This window comes from Sulfobacillus sp. hq2, assembly GCF_002903155.1.
Classification (GTDB): domain Bacteria; phylum Bacillota; class Sulfobacillia; order Sulfobacillales; family Sulfobacillaceae; genus Sulfobacillus; species Sulfobacillus thermotolerans.
This window is the reverse complement of sequence record NZ_NWUL01000045.1, coordinates 70,449-90,553: the sequence shown is the minus strand read 5'-3', so window position 1 is coordinate 90,553 and position 20,105 is coordinate 70,449. Positions and strand designations below refer to the sequence as shown.

Sequence of the window (20,105 nt, the reverse complement as noted above, 5' to 3'; positions counted from 1 at the left end):
GTGAAGAAGGGCCTGGCTTAAAATAACTGGGGAGGGTCAGAACGGCCGCCAAACAACACCCAAAGAATAAGACCGGCGACGAGCCAAGAGGCAGGAACAATAATGACAATTAAGAGCAGCCAATATCCTATGGACACGTTTCCTCCATCCTTTCCGTTACGTTTGGCCCTGAAGCACGGATTCTTCCTCTATCATATCAGCTCGGGCGGGGAATCACCGACTCTAATTAGTATGGCCAAATGATGATGATTTTCATTATCCCGACAATTCCCTAGAAGTTTGCTATAGTATCAATGATCGTGTACAAACTGAGCAACAATTGCTCGGCGATGTGACGTCTTCTCATCTATATAAATATGGACATGGGTTGACTGGGCATGAAAGAACGCCAGTAAGGGGGAACGGCAGTTGCGAAGACAAAGCGCCAAGTGGTGGGATCTCGATGCCGTGACACCAGAGGCCCTAGATGACATACGGCAATATGTGGAATCCGGTTCGTCAGGTGATGTGGCATTAATCGCCTTGAAATGCGACCAAATTGCGGATGAAGTGGCGGATCGATTTCAAGATGTAGCGGGTGAATATTTCACCGGGTTGAACGACCATCGCCCCGTACTTTTGTTGCGAAGCCATGCATGGACCATGGAGCGAGCCGAAAATCATGAACGCATGATGGGGCTTATCCATGTTCTGGAACAAGCGGTGCAAATGGCTTGCACGGCGGATTCTGAGCAGGGGCAACAATTAGCCGAACAAAGTGCCGATTTGTTAAGTGCCTACCCCGACCTTCAAGAACGGTTTTTAGATTTGCAGCAAACGTCCAACCCAAACCTTTAATGCTTGCATACCGTGTTATGCCCCGGGGGACCTTAAGCATTGAGACCAGACATCACAGTGAACTGGTTCTCCAAGAAGGGGGCGAGTCGATGGCATCCGTTGATGTACGTTGTACGGTCAACAACTGCTATTTTTGGGCAAAAAATGACACGTGTTCGGCCGACAGCATCCTGATCACGGCTGATACAGCGGCTGATGATGGGGCGCGCATGGCATTCGGATCGGAAAACCACGGACACTTAGCAGCGTCAATGGGTGATACGCCGGCCCAGAATATGGCGAGTACGGCTTGTCATACCTTTAAAGCCAAATAAATCTCACAGCCCGGGATTCCCGGGCTGTATTGATGTGTTCTTGAGGTACAACCGATACATTCAGCTTACGCGATAGGTATTGAGAGGTCACTTTCGAGCGGCTGCAACATTCTGAGGGACTATGTTGTTGGCCCCTAAATCTTTAGACTCGATGCGTTTCTCCTCCGCTTTCCGGTCGGTCTTCGCCATGTCCTCTTTACCACAGAAGAAAGACCCATTCGAGCACCTCGATTCGATTTGTCTTCCTAGTGCAGGCCTGTCGTGGAAGGTCGATGCCATATGGGCGATAACATTATTGGGCCAACTGATTGCGTTGGACATCTTACTGAGACCAAAATGGTAGAGAGGACGTCGCATGAGGCGAAGGGCCACCGATAGTGACGAGGAAACATACCCTGGGCGAACGGAGGGATTTATGAATCTTCACTCCATCCTTTTTTGGACCTTGTGGTTGGTCTGGATTATCATGGAAATTATTGTGAATTTGCGGGCTCGGTCCCTACGAAAACAATTTCCCGCTACCACAAAGGCGGACCAAGGATCTGTATGGTTCATTTTCGGTGGAATGTATGTGTTAATTCTCATCGCATTTTTCTTAGCCATGAACGGGATTGGGCTGATGCCGACGTGGGTGCCCTTTGTGGGAAATGCAGTGATGGCCCTTGGCATCACAATGCGGTACCTTGCGATTACGCAATTGGGGCGCTACTTTTCCTCCACGGTGCAAATTGCGCCCGGGCAAACCGTCATTCACTCCGGATGGTATCGAAAGATTCGCCACCCAGCTTACACCGGCGGATGGTTGATTGCCGTGGGCTTAGGTTTAGGGTTAGATACGTGGGTGGGGACCATCATTATCGCGGTGGGCCTCTTCGCGATCTATCGTCGGCGGATTCTCATCGAGGAACAGGCTCTTGTGAGTCACATGGGTTCGTCTTATTCGCACTATCGCCAGCATACGTACCATATGTTTCCATGGATATGGTAGGCTAGTCGCCTTGCGGTGTGGCGATGTTGCTGCTACTGGGATGCATCCGTGTAGCAGTAAGGCATACTGGGCTGAGGATTGTCTGATTATTTGCCCTGCGCTATAACACAGGGCTTTTCTTATTGTGCAGACGACGCTCACTTGACCGGTCGCGATGTGTTAACGATTCCTCTTGCTACCATGGCAACACTCATCGACGGTGTCGCTTTATCGTATTGGCGCTCTAAGGCTCTGATTCGTGCTCGATCTTATACGATCTGCCTGTGCAGTCGGCATTATCAGCGAAGACGCTTTGCGCCTGGCTTGAGCAGTGGTGCTAGAGTTAAGAGCCGCACGGGGTACAGACAGTACGCGGCACATGGTCATAATCCCTAAAGGCAGCGCGGCGTTCTTAAATGAACGTCACTTCCGGGCCATTCTTGGGCGCTTTGTTCTGTATGGAGCGACTGGCACCTGAAAACGACAAAAATTGGCGCGTAGCCTAAATTTCTCCTGACTGAAAAAAGGGTTTTATGGCTTCTTGTCGAAAATCGCTTGGTGTAAGAAATTGTCGAAGGGAATCGGCAAGCGCTTAACAAGAAAGGACTCGGGCGTTATGAAGTTAACCGGGAAAGCTAGCATTTTAGCTGGAGTGCTCATGGCGGTCACTGTTACCCAAAGTTATCTGTCCATTTCACGCTCAGAAAAGACCCTGCATGAAATTCAGACGGTTTTTCAACGGGACAGTATCTTCAACAATGCCGTCCATAACATGGAAACGGCATTTTATGGATTCGATGACCAAATGAACATGTATGTGCTCGTGGCGGATTTGCCCCACCAGGGGAATTTGGCCCAAGTAACCTATGCCCAAGCGTTAGGGTTTTCGCATCAATTTTCCACGGATTTCAATCGGGCCAATGCCAACACCAGCCAAAAGCAGGCCGCAAAGATTTTGGGAGAATTGCACACACAAATTCAAGCTTACCGCCACGATGCGACCATTGTGCACCAGGATGTCTTAGCGCATAGGGTGTCACAAGCCATTACCATGCAAACCGTGGGCAATGCTCAGCCCTCCAACGCGATTATGCCTTTACTTCAGCAGTTAAATGCTATTAGTCAGGCACAATCGGCGACAACCTTAACCCGTATTATTCATGAACAAGAAAGTGATATTGCTTTTGCTTGGACAGCTTTGGGAGCGATGTTGATTCTTTTGTTGCTGGCCTTGGGAGCGGTCCAGCGTTATATGGTCAAACCGACACGGCATTTGGAACATATTGCCCGGAATTTATCCGTTGGGAATGTAGAGGAAACAGCCACTTATAAAAGTCGTGATGAATTAGGCGCATTGGCGCAGTCATTTCGAGCAATGACTGAATACCTCACTGAAGCAGGAGCAACGGCCGATGCAGTGGGACGAGGAGATTTGACCCAAGCGCCTGTGGCCAAAGGTGAGAAGGATGTGTTGGGCAAGGCGCTTGTCGCCATGCATAAAGGCCTTCGCGAGATGATTCAAGCCATGCAGGAAATGGGGCATCAAGTTCACGGGAGTGTGGCCGAACTCAGCAACTTGGCAACCCAGACGACCGATGCGACGCAGCAAATTTCTCTCGCGATTGCCCAAACAGCTCAAGCAACTGGCGAATCATCTCAAGGCTTGCAGCAAATCGCGGCGTCCATGCAGCAACTGAAAGCGGCTGTGGAGCAGGTCGCCTCGGGCACCCAAGATCAAGAACTCCAAGTACAAAATGGGGAGCAGGCATTAGACCAAATGAAATCGGCCCAAGGGTCTGTAGAGTCGGCCGCGAAGCGTATGGAGTCCTTGGCTCAAGCGTCACGGCGCAGCGCGGTTGAAGGACGACAACAGGTCGAAGCCACCTTGTCGGCCATGGGGCGTATTGCCGATGTGACCAAGGCCACGGCTGAATCGATTGGCCTCCTCGGGCAACATTCGGAACGGATCGGAGCCATTGCGAGTACGATTTCTGAAATTGCTTCCCAAACCAATATGCTGGCGCTCAATGCCAATATTGAAGCGGCGCGTGCTGGAGAACATGGTCGGGGCTTTGCGGTGGTCGCCGATGAGGTACGCAAATTGGCAGAGCAATCGGCGAAAGAGGCCGAGAATGTGAGTGAGCTCATTCGAACGATTCAAGAAACCGTCCAGCACTCGGTCCAGTCCATGGAAAAGGGGCAACAAGAAGTCCAACACGGGCAATCCTTGGGTGAACAGACGCGGAGCGCCTTAGAGATGATGGAACAAGCCGTATCAGAAGTGGCTAATGAGATTGGCACGTTAGCCGAGACCGTCAATGGCTTTACGGTGCAAAGTGCTGGGGTGGATGAAGGGATTAAAAAGATTTCGCGCATCGCTCAAGGCAATGCTGCTACCGCGCACGAAATGGCCGTAGCGTCGGCTGATGTGACGGATACTATTCAAGGCCTCGCGGCGATTTCCGAGGAGACGGCGGCTGCAACCGAAGAAGTGGCCAGTACCAGTCAAGGCGTCGCGGAGTCGGCTTCCGGGTTGTCGGCCAAGTCGCGGGAGTTAGCCCAGGTGGCAGCCCGGCTCGACGCAATGGTCTCCCGATATCAGTTATAGGCGACGGGGGTCCGCTGGAATGTGACTCAGTAAAGGAGATACGGATATGCGCTTATTGCCCATTAATCAGTTAGAGCCTGGGGATGTGATCGCGGATACGTTGCGCAATGCCGACGGTCGCGTGCTATTGCGACAAGGGGTAGCGCTCAATGCCGATATGATTAAGGCCGTGGAGCGCTGGGGAATTCCCGCGTTGCCCATTGAGTGGCCGGGATTTGAGGAGATTGATACCACACCGATTGTGTCGTCCGCATTGATTGACAAGATGGCCGCATGGGCTAAGAAGCCAGGAGGCTTGGATAGTGCACGGCTGCATGAGGGACAAGCGTTGGTCCGCACGATGCGCGATGAACAACTTCTTGCGCATGCTCGCGCTTTTGAAATGTTATCGGTGTATCAAGCCGGTAGTGTGTACTTAAGCTTTTACGCCAATTTAGTTGGGCTGGTCATGCGCTTAGCCGATCAACTGGCGCCGGAGTGGTCGGAAGCTTATGGACTGGCTGCACTCTTGTATGGGTATCATCATCCGGGCTTAGACAATGGGCAGGTCCGGGATCTTGCGCCTGCAGAACTGGCGGACTTGGTTCAGACGCTACGGCAGCTACGGGTGCCGGCACCCGTTGTTACAACGCTTCTTCACTACCAGTGCCGCTATGACGGCTCCGGCACACCGCCATTAAAAGGGGAAGAAATTTACCGCGGCGGAGCGTTATTGGGATTGGCTTCCGCATTTCTGATGCTGGTGTTTCAGACGGATGGGCAGGCGTTGCCCGCGCACGAGGCCCTGGAGTGGGTCATGGGCGGCGGTGGCACGGATTTTTCTCTAGAGGCTGTACGCAAACTCGGCCGCGTTGTCGCACCCTATGCGACGGGTCAGGTCGTCTCGTTAGGACGGGAAGTGGCAGTGGTGTATCACGTCCCGGCGGAGTGGCCCAATCGCCCATTGATTTTGATGCTCAATGGCGATCAACAGGGACAGAAAATTGATCTGCGCCAACCTGATCAGCAGACACGTGTGATCTCCGGTGTCTATCAGAAAAGGCTCTGGTCTTAACAGAGAAGGGGGACGGACAATCACTATGGAAGCCAATGTCGAACAAGTCATGAGCATTTGGGGTAAAATTTGCGGACCGGGTCTGGAAGAAGCAAGTCGCGCGCTCAGTCGGATGACGGGATTATCGTTTACGATGGAAGACAAGGCGGTGAACGAGGTTGAATGGAAAGAGTTGCTCGACAAATATGACGCGCGTCCTGCCTCAGAACTCTATGCTGTCAATTTGAAGGCGACGGGATTAATTTCTGCTCGCATCATTTTGTTGTTTACCCCCGAGAACAGCCGTCGCTTGGTTTCAACGATGATGGGGGAAGAGGTTGGTCTGCCTTTAGACGAGGTCTCATTGTCAGCGTTAGCCGAAATCGGTAATGTCGTGGGAACAGCTTTTCTCAATGTGTTTGCTAATGTATTTGGTCAAGTGTTTGAACCGACAGTGCCCGAAGTGAGTCAAGGCCAAGGGAGCAGTGTCTTTCCGATGTTCGCTGTGCATCAAAAGGTTTTAGTGACGGAAGCGCTCTTTCGTGTGACGGGTGAGACGCTGACTGGCGAAATCCTCATCGCCCCGGTCAAGAAGGGAGACGAATAAGATGACGATATTGGTAGTTGATGACGCCGCGTTTATGCGGATGCGTCTCAAAAAGCTATTAGCCGAACAGGGGTTTGCGGTTGAGGAGGCCAGTGACGGCAAAGAGGCTGTGGCGCAGTACCAAGCGCTGAAGCCGGACTGCGTATTGATGGATATCACGATGCCGGAGATGAGCGGCATTGATGCGTTGCAGGAAATTCGTCGTTTGGATCCGGATGCTCGGGTGATTATGGTTTCCGCGCTTGGCCAACAGGCGATGGTGATTCAGGCCATTCAACACGGGGCGAAGGATTTTATTGTGAAGCCGTACGAACCGGACCGCGTGCTAAGTGCGTTGAACAAGGTGCTGTCTATACAAAAGTCATAGAGCTTGAAGGAGTCATTATGCCCGGAGTTTTAATTGTTGATGATTCGGCCTATGCGCGCTTTGTTCTTAAAGATCGCTTTCGGCGCTTGGGATGGGAGACACGGGCTGTGGGGGATGGATCCGCTGCCATAGAAGCGATTGCCCAAGATGCCCCAGATTTAGTGACACTAGATGTCATTATGCCAGGGATGGACGGCATTGAAACGGTGAAAGCCATTCGCGCTATTTGGCAAGGCCCGATTATCATGGTGTCGAGCCAAACCCATGGAGGAGCCGACAAAACCTGGCCTGCTTTGGAAGCCGGCGCCAGTGATTTTGTCGGCAAACCGGCACCCGACGCGCCGCTCGACGAGGTGATGGATCAAATTCTTGCGAAGTATGAGGCGTGTCGGGCGCCTTATCCACCGGTGGCACACCCCTCTTTAAGAGAACGAACATTAAATGGCGTTCAAGCCATACTCATTGGGGCATCCACGGGCGGGCCTGCTGCCTTAGCTCGGGTGTTGACACATATTGAAGCGCCCATTCGAGTGCCCATCATCATTGTCCAGCATATGCCCTCGACGTTTACCCCCTCCTTAGCCCAACGCTTGGGCAAAATATTGGGGCATCCCGTCTATGAATCCCCTCTTGGGCCCGAGAAACTGCCGTGGCATTCGGGGCTTGTGGTGTTAGCGCGCGGAGGTTATCACTTGCGGATGGATTCTTCGGGGGTATGGAGCGAACCAGGGGCTCGGGTCCATGGCGTCATGCCGGCGATCGATGTCAGTGGGGCTGATGGGGTTCATACCTTTGGGGCGGGATTATGTATGGCCATTTTGACCGGTATGGGAGAAGACGGGGCGCAATCAGCCGTCTCGTGTCGCCAAGTGGGCGGAACAGTTTTGGTACAAGATCCACAAACCGCGGTGGTTTGGGGAATGCCGCAAGCGGTGTTGAACCGAGGCGCAGCCACTATGATGGGGACGCTAGATGACATCGGACGGTGGATAAATGAGGTGATGCATAATGACCACGGCATTTTTAGATCAGGAATGGCATGAATTTCTCAAGACCGTGGCGACTCACCCCGATTTAGTATGGGACTTGCACAGTTACAAGCGTCCACAAGTGGAACGCCGCCTGCAAGGCTTTTTACTGCGTGAGGGATATAGTTCGTTGCCGCAATTAGCCGCTGCATTAGCCTCACAACCCGATTTGGCTCGGAGAATGAAGAATTTTGTGACGGTGCATGTCAGTGAGTTTTTTCGCGATAGGTCGTACTGGGACCGTTTGGATGCAGTCGTGGCTCAAGCCGCGTGGGGCCATCAAGCGCGCGTATGGTCTGCAGGCTGTTCTTGGGGAGCAGAACCCGCAACTGTCTGGTTGATGCAACGCAAGGCTGGTCGCCGTTGTGAGATCTGGGCCACCGATACCGACCGTCCGGTGCTCGAGGAGGCTCAGACGCTAACATTTCCCAAAGAAACGTGGACCGCTCAATTAGAGCCGTATCGACCATTTGTGAAAATTTATCCTAACGGGCGGTGGACGCTAGAGGAAAGTGCGCGGCAAGACATTCATTTTGCCGTGCAAGACCTCCTAGAGGCCCATGCCTATCCTCAGCAATTTGATTTGGTGTTGTGTCGGCACGTGTTAATTTATTTTTCCCAAGAGGCGAAGCAACAGGTTTTATCCACGTTAGTGGATTCGTTGAAGCCGGGTGGATACCTCTTTATCGGGGCCGCCGAAATGTTATTGGAAGCCCGGGATATGGGACTGCAAGCGGTGTCGCCTTCGTTATTCCAAAAATCTATGTAAGAAGTCGAATATACTACCGTGCGCGACCAGGGGCGCTCTTGTTTGCCACTAATTGAATACCAGAAAGTCCGAGCAAGCCGCATGCCTTGGCCATGCGGTTTGCTCAGTGTGCGCTTGGTATGGGCGTGTGCTTTAAGCTGAACCGGGGATGAGGGGAGAGCGTGAGGTGAGTTCGCCATACCGAACGGACCCCATATAGCCATGCACGCATGACGCAAGAGACGTTAGCCGAGGTATAGCCTGTCGGTGCAGCCGCGCCGACCCAAGGGCCGAACATTGTCACAAAGGGGTTCGTGGACCTGACGGTATCAAGTCCTCCTATCCTTGATACCGTTCCATTAGGGAATATTGGGGACTTGGGAGTTTGCAGGACAAGCCTTTCGCAGAGAACGGATACCGTGTCATAATAGAGGACAGCAAAGGGCGGGCAAAGTCGCTCGAATAGGTGAGGAGGCCGTCGGATGGGACTATCAGGCCTGTGGGGATTATTCAACGAAATTGTCATGATTGCGAGTGCCACGTTAGTGGCCATTGGCTGGTATTTTATTCGTCATAAGCAGGTGGAAGTGCACCGCAAGTTTATGCTTTCGGGCGCGACATTAGGGGCCGTTTTTTTTGTCAGCTATCTATTGAGTACGTTTTTAGTCGGCGATACCTTTTATGGCGGGCCTGCCAAGTATAACGCTAGCTACCAGATTTTCCTTCTGATTCATATACTCCTAGCCACCGCTGCTGCCGTAATGGGCGTTATCACTTTGCGGTATGCGTTAAGCGAGCGGTTTAATAAACATCGTAAAATTGCGCCATGGACAGCAACGTTCTGGTTTATCGCTGCAATTACCGGGTTGGCGGTGTTCTTATTGTTGTTCGTGATTTTTCCACCCGGGCCGACGACAAAGAGCTTGATTCAGATTATTATTGGCCACTAAATGGCGGTTGAAAGAAAGGACGTGTCTCATCTGTGCAGGACTTAATTGCCAAATACGTTGTACCCCATGAGGAACCGTATCCTCTTCTCGTGTTATTGCATGGAATGGGATCAGATGAAGAAGACTTAATGGGCTTAGCGCCCTTATTGCCCAAATCTTGGGGACTCGCCAGTTTAAGAGCGCCTTATGCCTATGGTCCTGGGTATCAGTGGTATTCTTTGGCCAACGTGCGCGAGCCGGAACCCGCAGATTTTGCTGCCAGTTTGGAGGCTGTCGAGCAATGGGTGCGCCAGGTTCCTGAGCGTTTTCCTGGGGTTGACCGGTCGCGCATTGTGCTGGGAGGATTTTCGCAAGGCTCTGTGATGGCCATGGCCGCGGGATTTTCTGGCCGGTTAAAAGGGCTGTTGGCAGGGGTAGTGGTTTTGAGCGGTTATGTCCCCGACCATTTGATCTTGCACGAAGGCCCCGCGCAGGTCTTTTGGGGACATGGAGAGCATGACGGCGTCTTACCCTATGCGCTGGGTGAAGTGGGACATAAGCGATTAGAAGCAGCGAAGGCGCACGTGCAATTTCATGCGTATCCGATGGCGCATGAAGTCAGTGCGGAGGAAATGGCGGACTTAAGCGCCTGGCTTGAGTCGTTGTCTGGAGGGGCAAGGGGCTAATGCCAAGGGTTCGGCTCAAACAGCGGCCGCGCAGGTATCGGCCGCGTTTTCGATTTTGGGCATGGAGCGCAGGGATTCTAGGTGTTGGTGCTCTTGCCTTTACGCTGCCCCAACTGGTGAAGGTCCATCCGATATCCATCGCGCCACGGGCTCGGGAGGATGTCAGGCTTCCTAAAGACCCCGAGAAATGGTCGACGCAAGCAGGAAGTTGTGAGATGAAGGCCGCGCAAGGTCCTGTGCTGTTTGCTAAGGGGCAAAACATTGAGCGTCCCATTGCGTCGACGACCAAGATTATGACGGCATATCTTACGTTAACGAATCCGGCCATGCCGCTCAACAAGCGAGTGACCATTAACCGTCAGGAAACGGTTAATGACCGTTTGGGATTATTGAAAGACGATAGCGAGGTGCCCTTGCGTACGGGCATGGTCGTCACGGTGCATGATTTGCTGTGGGCGTTGATGTTACCATCGGCAGATGACGCGGCATGGACATTAGCACGCGCACAAACGGACAACCATCCTACGCAGTTTGTCGCGGCCATGAACCGCGAAGCTAAGCTGTTACAGATGAACCGGACGCATTATACGGATCCAGATGGGGTGAGCCATGAGGGGTATTCCACGGCGCGTGATTTAATCAAGCTCACCACGGTGGCGATGAAAAACGCAACGTTTCGGCAGTTGGTCAAAACAAAGACCCAGCGTACACCGTTTGGTGAGCTGACTAATTTAAATCAAATGCTCTGGCAGTATCCGGGAACTATTGGGGTGAAAACGGGCTGGACACCTTGGGCGGGTAGCTGTTTAGTGTTTGCAGCAACTAAACGGCTGCATGGCCAACCGTTGACGATCTATGGCGTTGTGTTAGGGGAACCCTCGTTCAATCCGATGTTTGCGGACACGGCTCAGTTGATGAATACAGCATTTCATGTGCCGTGGACTCCGCTTTTTCCTGCTAAGGTCCCAGTGGCAACCGCGCTGGTAACTACGAGCTTTGGGAAGAGGATCGAGAGTTTTTCACTGACCCAGGCGTTAGGGGCTTATGATACGGGAGAACAAGCGCATCTTCAATTTCGGTGGAAGAACCTGGGCGACCATTGGTCGAAAGGACAAACGGTGGGATATGGCCGGGTGGTGGCGCAAGGGTGGGCTCCCTCAGCGTGGGTGCCGATTCAGGCCGATCAATCATACCGGATGCCGTGGTGGAGTCATTTGTAGCTGCACTTGGTGAAATCCCCACTGAATAATTTTCATCGCATCGGCGTCCTCGGGCGGGAATCCATCTTGTGCGTGCAAGATGACCCCTAGTAAGGTCACGCGGTGGCCGTCGATCATCTTGGTGGCAGTAAAAATGAGGTTAAAGCCTGCGGCGGTTGTCCAGCCTGTTTTCACCCCGGTCACTTCTGGATCCATAAAAAGAAGACCATTGAGATTGCGCACAATGGGATTGTGGGGGAGCGAGACTTCTTTAGTATCCACGATTTTTCGGAACAAAGGATTGCGCAAGTCCTGTTCAGCGATGATGGAGAGGTCCCAAGCGGTCCCTACCGATTGGGGGGAAAGGCCGTCGGGGTCGGCATAATGCGTGCCGTGCATGCCGAGCTTTACCGCTTCTTGATTCATTTCTTTCACAAAATGCGCGGTGCTTCCACCCATCGCTTCCGCTAGCTCCACCGCGGCGTCATTGGCTGACGCTAGCATGAGACCATATAAGAGTTGCTTGACGCGGTAATGTTCGCCCGGTGCCATATAAATATCAGACCCGCTTGTGGCGGCAGCATTGGGGGTGACTGTTAGCGTCTTATTGAGCGGCAATTCCTTTAATGCCAGGTAAATCGTCATGAGTTTTGTGGTGGAAGCCATGGGCCCGGGTGTATGGGCATTGAGCTGCCACAACAATTGATGGGTATTGAGGTCCCAAAGCACACCTGAGGTTTCGCCAATGGCGAAGGGCAAGGTTGGGGTCGGGGTGTTGACCGGTTCGACACTGTAGACAATAGGGATGTTGCGATGAGAACGCTGTTGGCGAGCTACGGCCACCTGGGCGTGGGGTGAGGATAGCGCACGGTTGAGCCAGGCGGACGCAACCAGGGCAAAAACAATCGCCAGGGCCGCCCAAGGAGCGGGAGCCGGTTTTCTCCGGCGGGGTTGGGAAATCATTCAGTCTGCCTCCTGCAAGGGTCGTTGCGTATTATATTAGCAAAAGTCTCAGGCTTTGGGGGCAGGAGGGGTTTTTTGGAGAAATTTGTTCCACCATTCGGGGTTGTTGTCGATAAACGCGACAAGTGCCGTGAGGCGCTCGAGCGTTTCGGTGCTGAAATAATGTTCGATCCCTTCCACATCGTGTTCCACTACATCGTTTTCTCGGATATCAAGATGGAGGAGAAATCGTTCCAGGATTTGGTGGCGGGCGAGCAATTGGCGTCCCTCTGCCATCCCCTTCTCGGTCAAGGCAAGACCTCGGTAGCGTTCGACGTCAAGCCACCCATCCTCTTTGAGCTTCCGAATCATTTTGCTCACAGAGGCTTGGGAGATATGCAAGCGCTCTGCAATATCTGACACTCGGGCATAGCCCTTTTCTTGTGTCAGGCGCCATATCGCCTCCAAATAGTCCTCTTGGTTGGGTGTGGACACGGTTCCTCACCCTCTTTTCCCTTTTCGTGTATGGTATGCGAGAATGGCGCAAAACGTGCACGCTCTTTGAGTTAGGACGAAGGGTGAATGCAGTCGTCATCCGGATGGGGATGATGGTCGGTTTCCAATTGGATGGTGACGTGGTGAATGGCAAAGTCTGTCGTGAGTCGTGTTTTGAGGGTGGCGAGTAATTGCTGCCCTTCGCGCAGAGACATATTGCCTGTGAGGACGTGGGCGGAAAGCACATTATATCCCGACTCCAATGCCCAGACATGGATATGGTGCACATCATCGACCCCGGGAATTAATCGCAAAGAGGCTTCAATCGCAGCCGGATCAATGCCAAGGGGGGTGGCTTCCATGAGAATGGCAATGCTTTTACGGGTAATGGCGACGCTGGCGCGAAAGAGAACGAGCCCGATGATAATGCCGGAGAGGGGATCAAAACCCGACCAATGGGTCCACAGGATCAACAGACCGGACACCATAACGCTGAAGGACCCGGCAGCGTCACTTACGGCATGCCAAAACATTGACCGCACATTGAGGTCGTGTTCCTCATGGCGTATGAGCAAAAGAGTGATGGCGGCATTGAACACCAATGCCAAAAGCCCCAGCCAGACCATCACCGGAGCCTGTACAGTCTGGGGGCGAATGAGGCGGTAAATGCCGGCGGCGATAAGGAGAGTGGATAAGATGACCAGTGCTAGCCCGTTAATGAGTGCAGCCAAAATGCCACTGCGGCGATAACCATAGCTGAGCCGAGCGGTAGGTGGATGGGCCTGGACCTTCGCGGCATAATAGGCGAGAGCCATTGCCCCGCTATCACTTAGTAAGTGAAGTGCATTGGACAACACCGAAACACTATGGCTTTCGAGTCCTCCAATAAACTCAACAATAAAGATGATTAGAGTCAGAATGAGCGCCCATGTTAATTGCCGGACAGCGTGCGTGGCGTGATGTGATGAATGTTGGTGCACTAGTTCGTCCTCGTCTCCCATTGATATACTATTATACTGCGTCTCATGGCTCGTGTGACACGGACGCGCGTTCAACAAAGGAGTGAATGATGGTGGCCAAGCCTTTAATGATTTTTGATTTCGACGGTACATTATACCGAGGGGACGAGCCCTATTTGTATTATGCCCGTCGGGTGGCCGACTGGTTGGATCCCAAGACGGCGAACGACTACCTGCGCCGGGTGCAAGCGCACATAGCGGGTAGCGATATGGTACCCGCCGCCGATAATTGGGAAGCGGTGGTGCGTTTGATGGAACCATTTGGGCAACGCCTGACGCCTGAACAGTGGCAACAGGCTTTCATGGACACGCGGCGTTATATGTTAAGTGGCGAATGCCCCCTAGAAGTGCCGCAAGGTCTGGCGGAATTTTTACAAGACGCGCGGGGCCGGGCAACTTTAGTTATGGCGAGCAACAGCCCTTATGAAGCGGCGGTGCCTCTATTGGAGCAGATGCATTTGGATCACGCATTTGACGTGATAAGGTCTGAAGCTAACAAACCTGCGGGGCTGGTTGCAACGGTCCGCGAGGTGATGGGACCTAGGTATGATCCTTCCCGGGTTTTGAGTATTGGCGATCATTATATCAATGACATTGCTCCGGGCGTTCAAGAGGGATGGACGACCGGACACATTAGTCCGCGGCGCATTTTTCCTGGCCCTGCGACGTTTCAAGCAGCGACCCTAGAAGAAATTTTACCAAAAGCCAGGCAATGGCTAAGTCAGTACTACGAGGGGGATTGAAGCGGTGGCAACCATTCGGTTTTATGGAGGCGTCGGCGTGATCGGTTCGAGTAAAATTCTTATCGAACAAGAAGGCTGGCGGATTCTCTTAGACTTTGGATTGGATTTCAGCCCGGGCTTGGGGCTATTTCGAGGAGCAGTGAGGCCCAGGCCTGGGCATGAATTGTCGGATCGCCTGAAAACGCAGATGGCCCCGCACATTCCTCATCTCTATCGACCCGAGTTATTAAGGAGCATCAACAACTTACCAGGGGGCTCTGATGGCCATACCGCGGTATTTATTACGCATGCGCATCTGGATCACATTGGACTAGCAGGGGCGATTGACCCAGCTATTCCGATCTGGGCGTCGCCGGAAACCGTGCAATTGATGCACGCCCTAGAAATTAGCGGGGAAGATTCTGGTGGGGAGTGGCCCGTTTTGCGGCCTATGGCAGCCGAACAGCCCATAGCATTTGGACCTTTTCAAGTTACCCGGTATGCCGTCGATCACGATATCATCGGCGCATCGGGGTATGCGGTAGAGACCGAGGACGGCGTGGTAGCCTTTAGTGGAGACCTGCGTCTTCATGGACGCCATCCGGAACAGACGTGGAAATTTGCGCATAAAGTGCGCGGGGCTCGTGCCCTCATTATGGAGGGCACGACACTGTCTTTTGGATTTCAGGACGCGACCCGTACCGAAGAAGACGTGGATCAGGCCTTTGCTAAAATTTTGGCCCAGACGCCAGGACTTGTGTTGGCGACGGTTTACCCGCGCAATATTGAGCGGGTGGCGGCTTTTATCCAAGTGGCACGGGAGATGGGGCGGACTTTTTTATGGCCTGAACGCATGACCCAGTTTTTTCAAGCCATGGGGCTGGCGGCCCAATCATGGGACGCGGACCACTTGGACCCCATACAAAAACATCCTGAACGCTACATAATCCAATTGACGGCTCAAGATTGGCCTATGATGCTTGATTTACCTATGGGACCGTCGGCCACGTTTATTCATGCCAATGGAGAACCTTTAGGAACGTTTGACCCGCATTGGACTCTGCTACAAGATTGGCTAGCGGCCGTTCACACCAGTTTTTGGGCGATTGGGACGGGGGGACATGCCAGTCCAGACGATATACGGGCGCTCCTCGATGTTATTCAACCCGATATTCTTTTTCCTCTACACTCAAAAGACCCCGATCGCATGCTCCCCCCTTCGGGAACTGTCCGGTGGCTCCCGGAAAAAGACCGATTGTATGATTTGTCTAGAGGAAAAGGATAAAATTCAGGAAATCTTCATTTGGCTAATAGAGCTTGTCATATTATAATGTTCACGGCAGAAATTCGTGTGTTTTGTACATCGATGTGGGAGGTTGCTTCGTGAGAATACTTGTATTAGGTGGAGATGGATATCTTGGTTGGCCAACCGCCATGTATCTGTCGAAAAAAGGCCACGATGTCGCAGTGGCCGATAATTTTGTCAGGCGTCAATATGATTTCGAATTGGGCGCAGAGAGTTTAGTACCGATTGCCTCATTACAACAGCGCATTAAAACATGGAAAGATGTCACAGGCCTCCACATGGATTTGTATGTTGGGGATTTGACGGATGCCCGGTTCGTGCACCGCATGGTTGGGGAATTTAAGCCTGACACGATTGTGCATTATGCAGAGCAGCGCTCGGCCCCTTATTCCATGATCGACCAAGAGCATGCCGTCTATACCCAGACCAATAACGTGGTCGGGACCCTTAATGTGATTTACGCCATTGCGGAACTCAACCCGAATATTCACTTAGTGAAATTGGGAAGTATGGGGGAGTATGGCACACCCAATATTGATATTGAAGAAGGATATTTGGAAATAGAACACAATGGGCGTAAGGATATTCTGCCTTATCCTAAGCAACCCGGATCGTTCTATCATTTGTCCAAGGTGCATGACAGCCACAACATTTTGTTTGCGTGCAAGAATTTTGGCCTTCGCGCTACCGACTTAAACCAGGGCATTGTGTACGGGGTCCAAACCGATGAAACCGTGTTACACCCCGACTTGGCAACCCGGTTTGACTATGACGGAATTTTTGGCACCGTCTTGAACCGGTTTTGTATCGAAGCAGTTCTAGGCCATCCCTTGACGGTCTATGGTCTAGGAGAACAGCGCCGAGGGATTTTGGACATTCGCGATACCGTGCGGTGTATTGAAATTGCATCGGAGAACCCTGCTCAAGCCGGTGAGTTCCGCGTGTTCAACCAATTTACCGAGGAGTTTTCCATTAAGGAATTGGCCGAACTCGTAGCCAAGACGTATCCGGGTGAAGCGCATGTCGAGTTGTCTGAAGATCCCCGTACGGAGGAATTGACCCATTATTACCGTGCCATCAACACCAACTTGTTGGACCTGGGTCTTGTGCCGCATTTGCTTTCGGACACCTTGATCGAGTCCATGTTTGGCGTCATCGAAAAATATCAGTCGCGTGTTAACTGGGATGTGATCCGGACTTCTGTCAATTGGCGCCGGACTCGTAATCCCTTATACAGCAACGAAAAATAAGTCTTGTACAACCGCTTTTGCTCTTTTTTAGGGTAAGAGCGGTTGTTTTATGTCCTCAATGCGCTCTCTCCTGGCTGCGAAACGTACTCCTGGCCTTGCATTCAGCGGGTATAATAGGGACACAAAGACCAATTCACTGCGGGAAATATCCCCATCCTTTGGCGGAAAATTGTACAATAGCGGTGGGGAGAAGCGATGGCGGACTGGCCAGGGGAGGCATGCGTGTGAAGCGAAAGTGGGGACTAGGCATATTAGGGGCATTAGGTCTTGGATTTGCTGCCGTGCGCATTAATGGCAAATTGCGACCGGGGCCCATGACGATGAAACTCGAACAGTTTTTCCTCACCAATCCTGTCCGGGTTGCCTATTTTGGACCTCGTGATGCGTTGCGCTTGGCGGGGGATTTGAGTGGTTTGCGGGTTCTAGAAGTGGGCATTGGCGTAGGCGTTGTGCTCTCAGAAATTGCGCACCGCGTAGGAGAAGGTGGGCAGGCTTACGGGGTCGACATTCAAAGTGAAGCCGTGCGCCGCACCGAGCATCGTCTAAGCACAGAAGGCGTCTTATCACGAACGGGTCTTGCGACGGCGAGTGCTACTGAAATGCCATGGGCGGACCAGAGCATGGACCGAGTTATCATGGTCGCCATGTTAGGGGAAGTTGCACCCAGTCAGCGCGTCACAGCATTAGAAGAAGCACGCCGGGTTCTCACGCCTGATGGACTATTGGTCATCACGGAGTTTTGGCCGGATCCTCATTATATACCACTAGCCAAAATGGTGCGGCATTTGCGCCAAGCAGGCTTTTCCGTGGTGGATGTGTTTGAGAAACCCATGTTGTATAGTGTATCCGCTAAACCAGTTCGGGCCCTTGAACCCTGACTTATTAACACGGTCTGTATCCGGACCGTGGAAGGTGGAAATCGATGAAACGCGTTGAAAAACCCTGGGGTTTTGAGTTATGGTGGGCGGTGACGGACCGCTACGTGGGCAAACTTATTCATGTCAATCAAGGCCAGTCTTTAAGCTTACAATATCACCGGGTGAAGCATGAGAGTATGTACGTGGTCGCCGGAGAAGCCGATGTTTTGATTGGCGAAGAAGTGCGCCGTCTTTATCCAGGCGACGCCGTAGAAATTGTGCCGTTGACCAAACACCGCTTGACAGCCGTAACAGATGTGGACGTGATGGAAGTGTCCACCCCAGAACTTGATGACGTGGTGCGTTTGGAGGATAACTATGGGCGTGAGGGCACGTCCACACCTTAAAAGGCGCCGTTGTCAAGTGAAAAAAGAAGCCGCAGGGTTAACCTGCGGCTTCATTACTTAGCGTTTGCTTAATCCGTTCAGCGATGCTTAAAAAGACCGCGCCTGCAGGCGAAGTGGGTTCACTAGCCGCTAAGGGACGCCCTTTGTCTCCACCCTCACGCACCGTCGACTCTAAGGGAATTTGTCCCAGCAATGGGACATGAAACAGGTCAGCTAGCGACTGACCGCCGCCTTCGCCAAAGACATTCATGCGCTCTCCGTGGGGGCAGACAACATATGACATATTTTCAATCACACCGATAATTTCTTGATGCGCCTTTTGTGCGACGTCGCCGGCCCGGTGGGCAACCTGGGTTGCGACTTGTTGAGGCGTTGTAACGAGTACAAGCTTGGCCTTGCGCACTTTTTGCGCCATATCTAACGCGACATCCCCCGTGCCTGGAGGAAGATCAATGAGCAAGTAGTCCAAAGTAGGCCATGCGACGTCCGAGAAAAATTGTTGCATCATTTTACCTAACATGGGTCCACGCCATACGATGGCCTGTCCCTCTTCCACAAACATTCCCATCGAAACAACATGCACGCCGTGCATGGACCACGGAATGATTTTTTCTTGTTCGTTCACCTTGGCTTTTTCTTTTGCTCCAAACATGCGGCCTTGGCTAAAGCCATAAATGTCCATGTCAATCACGCCAACCCGCGATCCCATGCGGGCCAGGGCCACGGCCAAGTTGGCGGTCACGGTCGATTTTCCGACGCCGCCTTTGCCACTTGCCACGCCAATAATGATGGTGCTATCCGCATCGGACATCATGCCCGATGCCGCACCTTGGCCGGGCAACGGTCCAATGAGAGGAGCTTTGCCCGAAGATTTGGGTGGGGGCGGGGTGACGTTGATACGCGTCCCCCCTTCCGAACGTGCCGGTTCTCCTTGACGCGCTTGTTGAGCGGCTTCAAATGCTTTTTGAAAGGCCACGCGGCGTTCTTGTTCGTTCATCACGGATAGGGTCACAGAGATATCTTTCACCTCCGGCAGACGTCCTAGAGAATGCTTGACATCTGCAGTAATTTTTTCATGCAGCGGGCACCCGTCGACGGTCAGTGCAATGTCTAAAGACACGACACCGTTCGGCTTAATATCAATGGTGCGGACCATATTCAACGTGACAATGCTCTGGCGCAACTCTGGATCTTGGACCTCTTCCAGAGCTTCTAAAACACGAGCTTGATCCAGCATATATCCACCTCGCAGACAAATTAGAAGCCAAGCAAACGGCGGCCTTCATCTGTCAGCATATCAGGGGTCCACGGGGGACTCCAGACAATGTTGACACGGGCTTCTTTGACCCCATCGAGTGTTTCAATGGCCATTTCTGCAGTCCGCGTAATGGTGTCATGTAAGGGACATCCGGGTGCAGTCAGAGTCATGTCCACAGTCACCGTTCCGTCGTCTTGGATGTCCACATTGTACACCAGTCCTAGATCGACAATGTTGACACCGATTTCCGGATCGCTGACTTCCTTGAGAACTTCCAACACTTGCTCTTTGCTGGGCGCTTCTGCCATAGGAGTCGCCTCCTTAATTTGAATTGGAGCTATGCCCTATATCCGAGCATATCACTCAGTATTATACCGCGTTTTGTTTTTTTCACGATCAGGCGGAAAAACTTTCTTGGATTGGGCGCATACCCCAGCATCTTTTGGTCACACTACGAATATGTCTAATAGGTAATCCCAAAAATGATTCACCATCCCGTGGCGGGTATCATCATCTTTCCTAGCCT

The 20,105-nt window shown here is 52.4% G+C and carries 22 protein-coding genes; 17 read left to right on the top strand and 5 right to left on the bottom strand.

Features of this window, described 5'->3' with window-relative positions; all coding sequences use genetic code 11:
• Positions 1 to 408 precede the first annotated feature (408 nt).
• The 12 genes from CO251_RS13045 to CO251_RS12985 all read left to right on the top strand — a co-directional run bounded on the left by CO251_RS13045 (position 409) and on the right by CO251_RS12985 (position 11,344).
• Positions 409 to 837: a hypothetical protein gene (locus tag CO251_RS13045; protein ID WP_103376254.1), complete on the top strand. Its 429-nt coding sequence runs from the start codon at positions 409 to 411 to the stop codon at positions 835 to 837.
• Positions 838 to 926: 89 nt separating this feature from the next.
• Entirely contained in the window at positions 927 to 1,151 is a 225-nt protein-coding gene (locus CO251_RS13040; protein WP_158246348.1) for a DUF1540 domain-containing protein, read from the top strand.
• A 415-nt stretch (positions 1,152 to 1,566) separates the two neighbouring features.
• A complete protein-coding gene (locus tag CO251_RS13030) occupies positions 1,567 to 2,139 on the top strand; it encodes an isoprenylcysteine carboxylmethyltransferase family protein (RefSeq protein ID WP_158246347.1) in 573 nt (190 codons plus the stop codon).
• A gap of 595 nt (positions 2,140 to 2,734) precedes the next feature.
• Positions 2,735 to 4,726, top strand: coding sequence for a methyl-accepting chemotaxis protein (locus CO251_RS13025; RefSeq protein WP_103376250.1), 1,992 nt, complete (start codon positions 2,735 to 2,737; stop codon positions 4,724 to 4,726).
• Positions 4,727 to 4,772: 46 nt separating this feature from the next.
• Positions 4,773 to 5,780, top strand: coding sequence for a phosphohydrolase (locus tag CO251_RS13020; RefSeq protein WP_103376249.1), 1,008 nt, complete (start codon positions 4,773 to 4,775; stop codon positions 5,778 to 5,780).
• A 25-nt stretch (positions 5,781 to 5,805) separates the two neighbouring features.
• On the top strand, positions 5,806 to 6,366 hold the full coding sequence (locus CO251_RS13015) for a chemotaxis protein CheC (RefSeq protein ID WP_103376248.1): 561 nt from the start codon (positions 5,806 to 5,808) through the stop codon (positions 6,364 to 6,366).
• 1 nt (position 6,367) lies between these two features.
• Complete coding sequence (locus CO251_RS13010) at positions 6,368 to 6,733, top strand: response regulator (RefSeq protein WP_103376247.1); 366 nt, start codon at positions 6,368 to 6,370, stop codon at positions 6,731 to 6,733.
• A 17-nt stretch (positions 6,734 to 6,750) separates the two neighbouring features.
• Positions 6,751 to 7,776, top strand: a complete 1,026-nt coding sequence (locus tag CO251_RS13005) for a chemotaxis protein CheB (protein WP_103376246.1) — start codon at positions 6,751 to 6,753, stop codon at positions 7,774 to 7,776.
• Positions 7,742 to 8,530, top strand: coding sequence for a protein-glutamate O-methyltransferase CheR (locus CO251_RS13000; protein ID WP_103376245.1), 789 nt, complete (start codon positions 7,742 to 7,744; stop codon positions 8,528 to 8,530). Before CO251_RS13005 ends, CO251_RS13000 begins: the two co-directional genes overlap by 35 nt.
• A gap of 461 nt (positions 8,531 to 8,991) precedes the next feature.
• Complete coding sequence (locus CO251_RS12995) at positions 8,992 to 9,459, top strand: DUF420 domain-containing protein (RefSeq protein WP_103376244.1); 468 nt, start codon at positions 8,992 to 8,994, stop codon at positions 9,457 to 9,459.
• 32 nt (positions 9,460 to 9,491) lie between these two features.
• On the top strand, positions 9,492 to 10,124 hold the full coding sequence (locus CO251_RS12990; protein WP_103376243.1) for an alpha/beta hydrolase: 633 nt from the start codon (positions 9,492 to 9,494) through the stop codon (positions 10,122 to 10,124).
• Complete coding sequence (locus CO251_RS12985; RefSeq protein WP_103376242.1) at positions 10,124 to 11,344, top strand: D-alanyl-D-alanine carboxypeptidase family protein; 1,221 nt, start codon at positions 10,124 to 10,126, stop codon at positions 11,342 to 11,344. Before CO251_RS12990 ends, CO251_RS12985 begins: the two co-directional genes overlap by 1 nt.
• Here CO251_RS12985 and CO251_RS12980 read toward each other — a convergent pair.
• The 3 genes from CO251_RS12980 to CO251_RS12970 form a co-directional block, all read right to left on the bottom strand.
• A complete protein-coding gene (locus CO251_RS12980) occupies positions 11,312 to 12,286 on the bottom strand; it encodes a D-alanyl-D-alanine carboxypeptidase family protein (protein ID WP_103376241.1) in 975 nt (324 codons plus the stop codon). The two genes, CO251_RS12985 and CO251_RS12980, sit on opposite strands and share 33 nt — an antisense overlap.
• Before the next feature lie 48 nt (positions 12,287 to 12,334).
• Positions 12,335 to 12,760, bottom strand: a complete 426-nt coding sequence (mntR, locus tag CO251_RS12975) for a transcriptional regulator MntR (protein ID WP_103376240.1) — start codon at positions 12,758 to 12,760, stop codon at positions 12,335 to 12,337.
• A gap of 71 nt (positions 12,761 to 12,831) precedes the next feature.
• Complete coding sequence (locus CO251_RS12970; protein WP_158246346.1) at positions 12,832 to 13,740, bottom strand: cation diffusion facilitator family transporter; 909 nt, start codon at positions 13,738 to 13,740, stop codon at positions 12,832 to 12,834.
• An 86-nt stretch (positions 13,741 to 13,826) separates the two neighbouring features.
• On the opposite strand from CO251_RS12970, the gene CO251_RS12965 reads away from it, so the two are divergent.
• The 5 genes from CO251_RS12965 to CO251_RS12945 all read left to right on the top strand — a co-directional run bounded on the left by CO251_RS12965 (position 13,827) and on the right by CO251_RS12945 (position 18,321).
• Positions 13,827 to 14,522 carry an HAD family hydrolase gene (locus tag CO251_RS12965; RefSeq protein WP_103376344.1) on the top strand — a complete coding sequence of 232 codons (696 nt, stop codon included), beginning with the start codon at positions 13,827 to 13,829 and terminating at the stop codon, positions 14,520 to 14,522.
• A 4-nt stretch (positions 14,523 to 14,526) separates the two neighbouring features.
• Positions 14,527 to 15,786: an MBL fold metallo-hydrolase gene (locus tag CO251_RS12960; protein ID WP_103376238.1), complete on the top strand. Its 1,260-nt coding sequence runs from the start codon at positions 14,527 to 14,529 to the stop codon at positions 15,784 to 15,786.
• Between the two features lie 98 nt (positions 15,787 to 15,884).
• Positions 15,885 to 17,057: an NAD-dependent epimerase/dehydratase family protein gene (locus CO251_RS12955; protein ID WP_103376237.1), complete on the top strand. Its 1,173-nt coding sequence runs from the start codon at positions 15,885 to 15,887 to the stop codon at positions 17,055 to 17,057.
• Between the two features lie 224 nt (positions 17,058 to 17,281).
• On the top strand, positions 17,282 to 17,935 hold the full coding sequence (locus tag CO251_RS12950; RefSeq protein WP_158246345.1) for a class I SAM-dependent methyltransferase: 654 nt from the start codon (positions 17,282 to 17,284) through the stop codon (positions 17,933 to 17,935).
• A 44-nt stretch (positions 17,936 to 17,979) separates the two neighbouring features.
• Positions 17,980 to 18,321 (top strand): cupin domain-containing protein, encoded by a 342-nt coding sequence (locus tag CO251_RS12945; RefSeq protein ID WP_103376235.1) that lies wholly within the window; start codon positions 17,980 to 17,982, stop codon positions 18,319 to 18,321.
• A gap of 37 nt (positions 18,322 to 18,358) precedes the next feature.
• Here the strand turns inward: CO251_RS12945 and CO251_RS12940 are convergent, their stop codons facing one another.
• Positions 18,359 to 19,558 carry an Mrp/NBP35 family ATP-binding protein gene (locus CO251_RS12940; RefSeq protein ID WP_103376234.1) on the bottom strand — a complete coding sequence of 400 codons (1,200 nt, stop codon included), beginning with the start codon at positions 19,556 to 19,558 and terminating at the stop codon, positions 18,359 to 18,361.
• Positions 19,559 to 19,578: 20 nt separating this feature from the next.
• Positions 19,579 to 19,887 (bottom strand): metal-sulfur cluster assembly factor, encoded by a 309-nt coding sequence (locus tag CO251_RS12935; protein ID WP_103376233.1) that lies wholly within the window; start codon positions 19,885 to 19,887, stop codon positions 19,579 to 19,581.
• Positions 19,888 to 20,105 lie beyond the last annotated feature (218 nt).

What these genes read in the sequence shown, in the direction of transcription:
- CO251_RS13025 (WP_103376250.1), top strand. Translation starts at nt 2,735, where the DNA reads ATGAAGTTAACCGGGAAAGCTAGCATTTTAGCTGGAGTGCTCATGGCG.
- CO251_RS13015 (WP_103376248.1), top strand. Translation starts at nt 5,806, where the DNA reads ATGGAAGCCAATGTCGAACAAGTCATGAGCATTTGGGGTAAAATTTGC.
- CO251_RS13040 (WP_158246348.1), top strand. Translation starts at nt 927, where the DNA reads ATGGCATCCGTTGATGTACGTTGTACGGTCAACAACTGCTATTTTTGG.
- CO251_RS13020 (WP_103376249.1), top strand. Translation starts at nt 4,773, where the DNA reads ATGCGCTTATTGCCCATTAATCAGTTAGAGCCTGGGGATGTGATCGCG.
- CO251_RS13030 (WP_158246347.1), top strand. Translation starts at nt 1,567, where the DNA reads ATGAATCTTCACTCCATCCTTTTTTGGACCTTGTGGTTGGTCTGGATT.
- CO251_RS12935 (WP_103376233.1), bottom strand. Translation starts at nt 19,887, where the DNA reads ATGGCAGAAGCGCCCAGCAAAGAGCAAGTGTTGGAAGTTCTCAAGGAA.
- CO251_RS12985 (WP_103376242.1), top strand. Translation starts at nt 10,124, where the DNA reads ATGCCAAGGGTTCGGCTCAAACAGCGGCCGCGCAGGTATCGGCCGCGT.
- CO251_RS13010 (WP_103376247.1), top strand. Translation starts at nt 6,368, where the DNA reads ATGACGATATTGGTAGTTGATGACGCCGCGTTTATGCGGATGCGTCTC.
- CO251_RS12995 (WP_103376244.1), top strand. Translation starts at nt 8,992, where the DNA reads ATGGGACTATCAGGCCTGTGGGGATTATTCAACGAAATTGTCATGATT.
- CO251_RS13005 (WP_103376246.1), top strand. Translation starts at nt 6,751, where the DNA reads ATGCCCGGAGTTTTAATTGTTGATGATTCGGCCTATGCGCGCTTTGTT.
- CO251_RS12940 (WP_103376234.1), bottom strand. Translation starts at nt 19,558, where the DNA reads ATGCTGGATCAAGCTCGTGTTTTAGAAGCTCTGGAAGAGGTCCAAGAT.
- CO251_RS12965 (WP_103376344.1), top strand. Translation starts at nt 13,827, where the DNA reads ATGATGGTGGCCAAGCCTTTAATGATTTTTGATTTCGACGGTACATTA.
- CO251_RS13000 (WP_103376245.1), top strand. Translation starts at nt 7,742, where the DNA reads ATGACCACGGCATTTTTAGATCAGGAATGGCATGAATTTCTCAAGACC.
- CO251_RS12945 (WP_103376235.1), top strand. Translation starts at nt 17,980, where the DNA reads ATGAAACGCGTTGAAAAACCCTGGGGTTTTGAGTTATGGTGGGCGGTG.
- CO251_RS12980 (WP_103376241.1), bottom strand. Translation starts at nt 12,286, where the DNA reads ATGATTTCCCAACCCCGCCGGAGAAAACCGGCTCCCGCTCCTTGGGCG.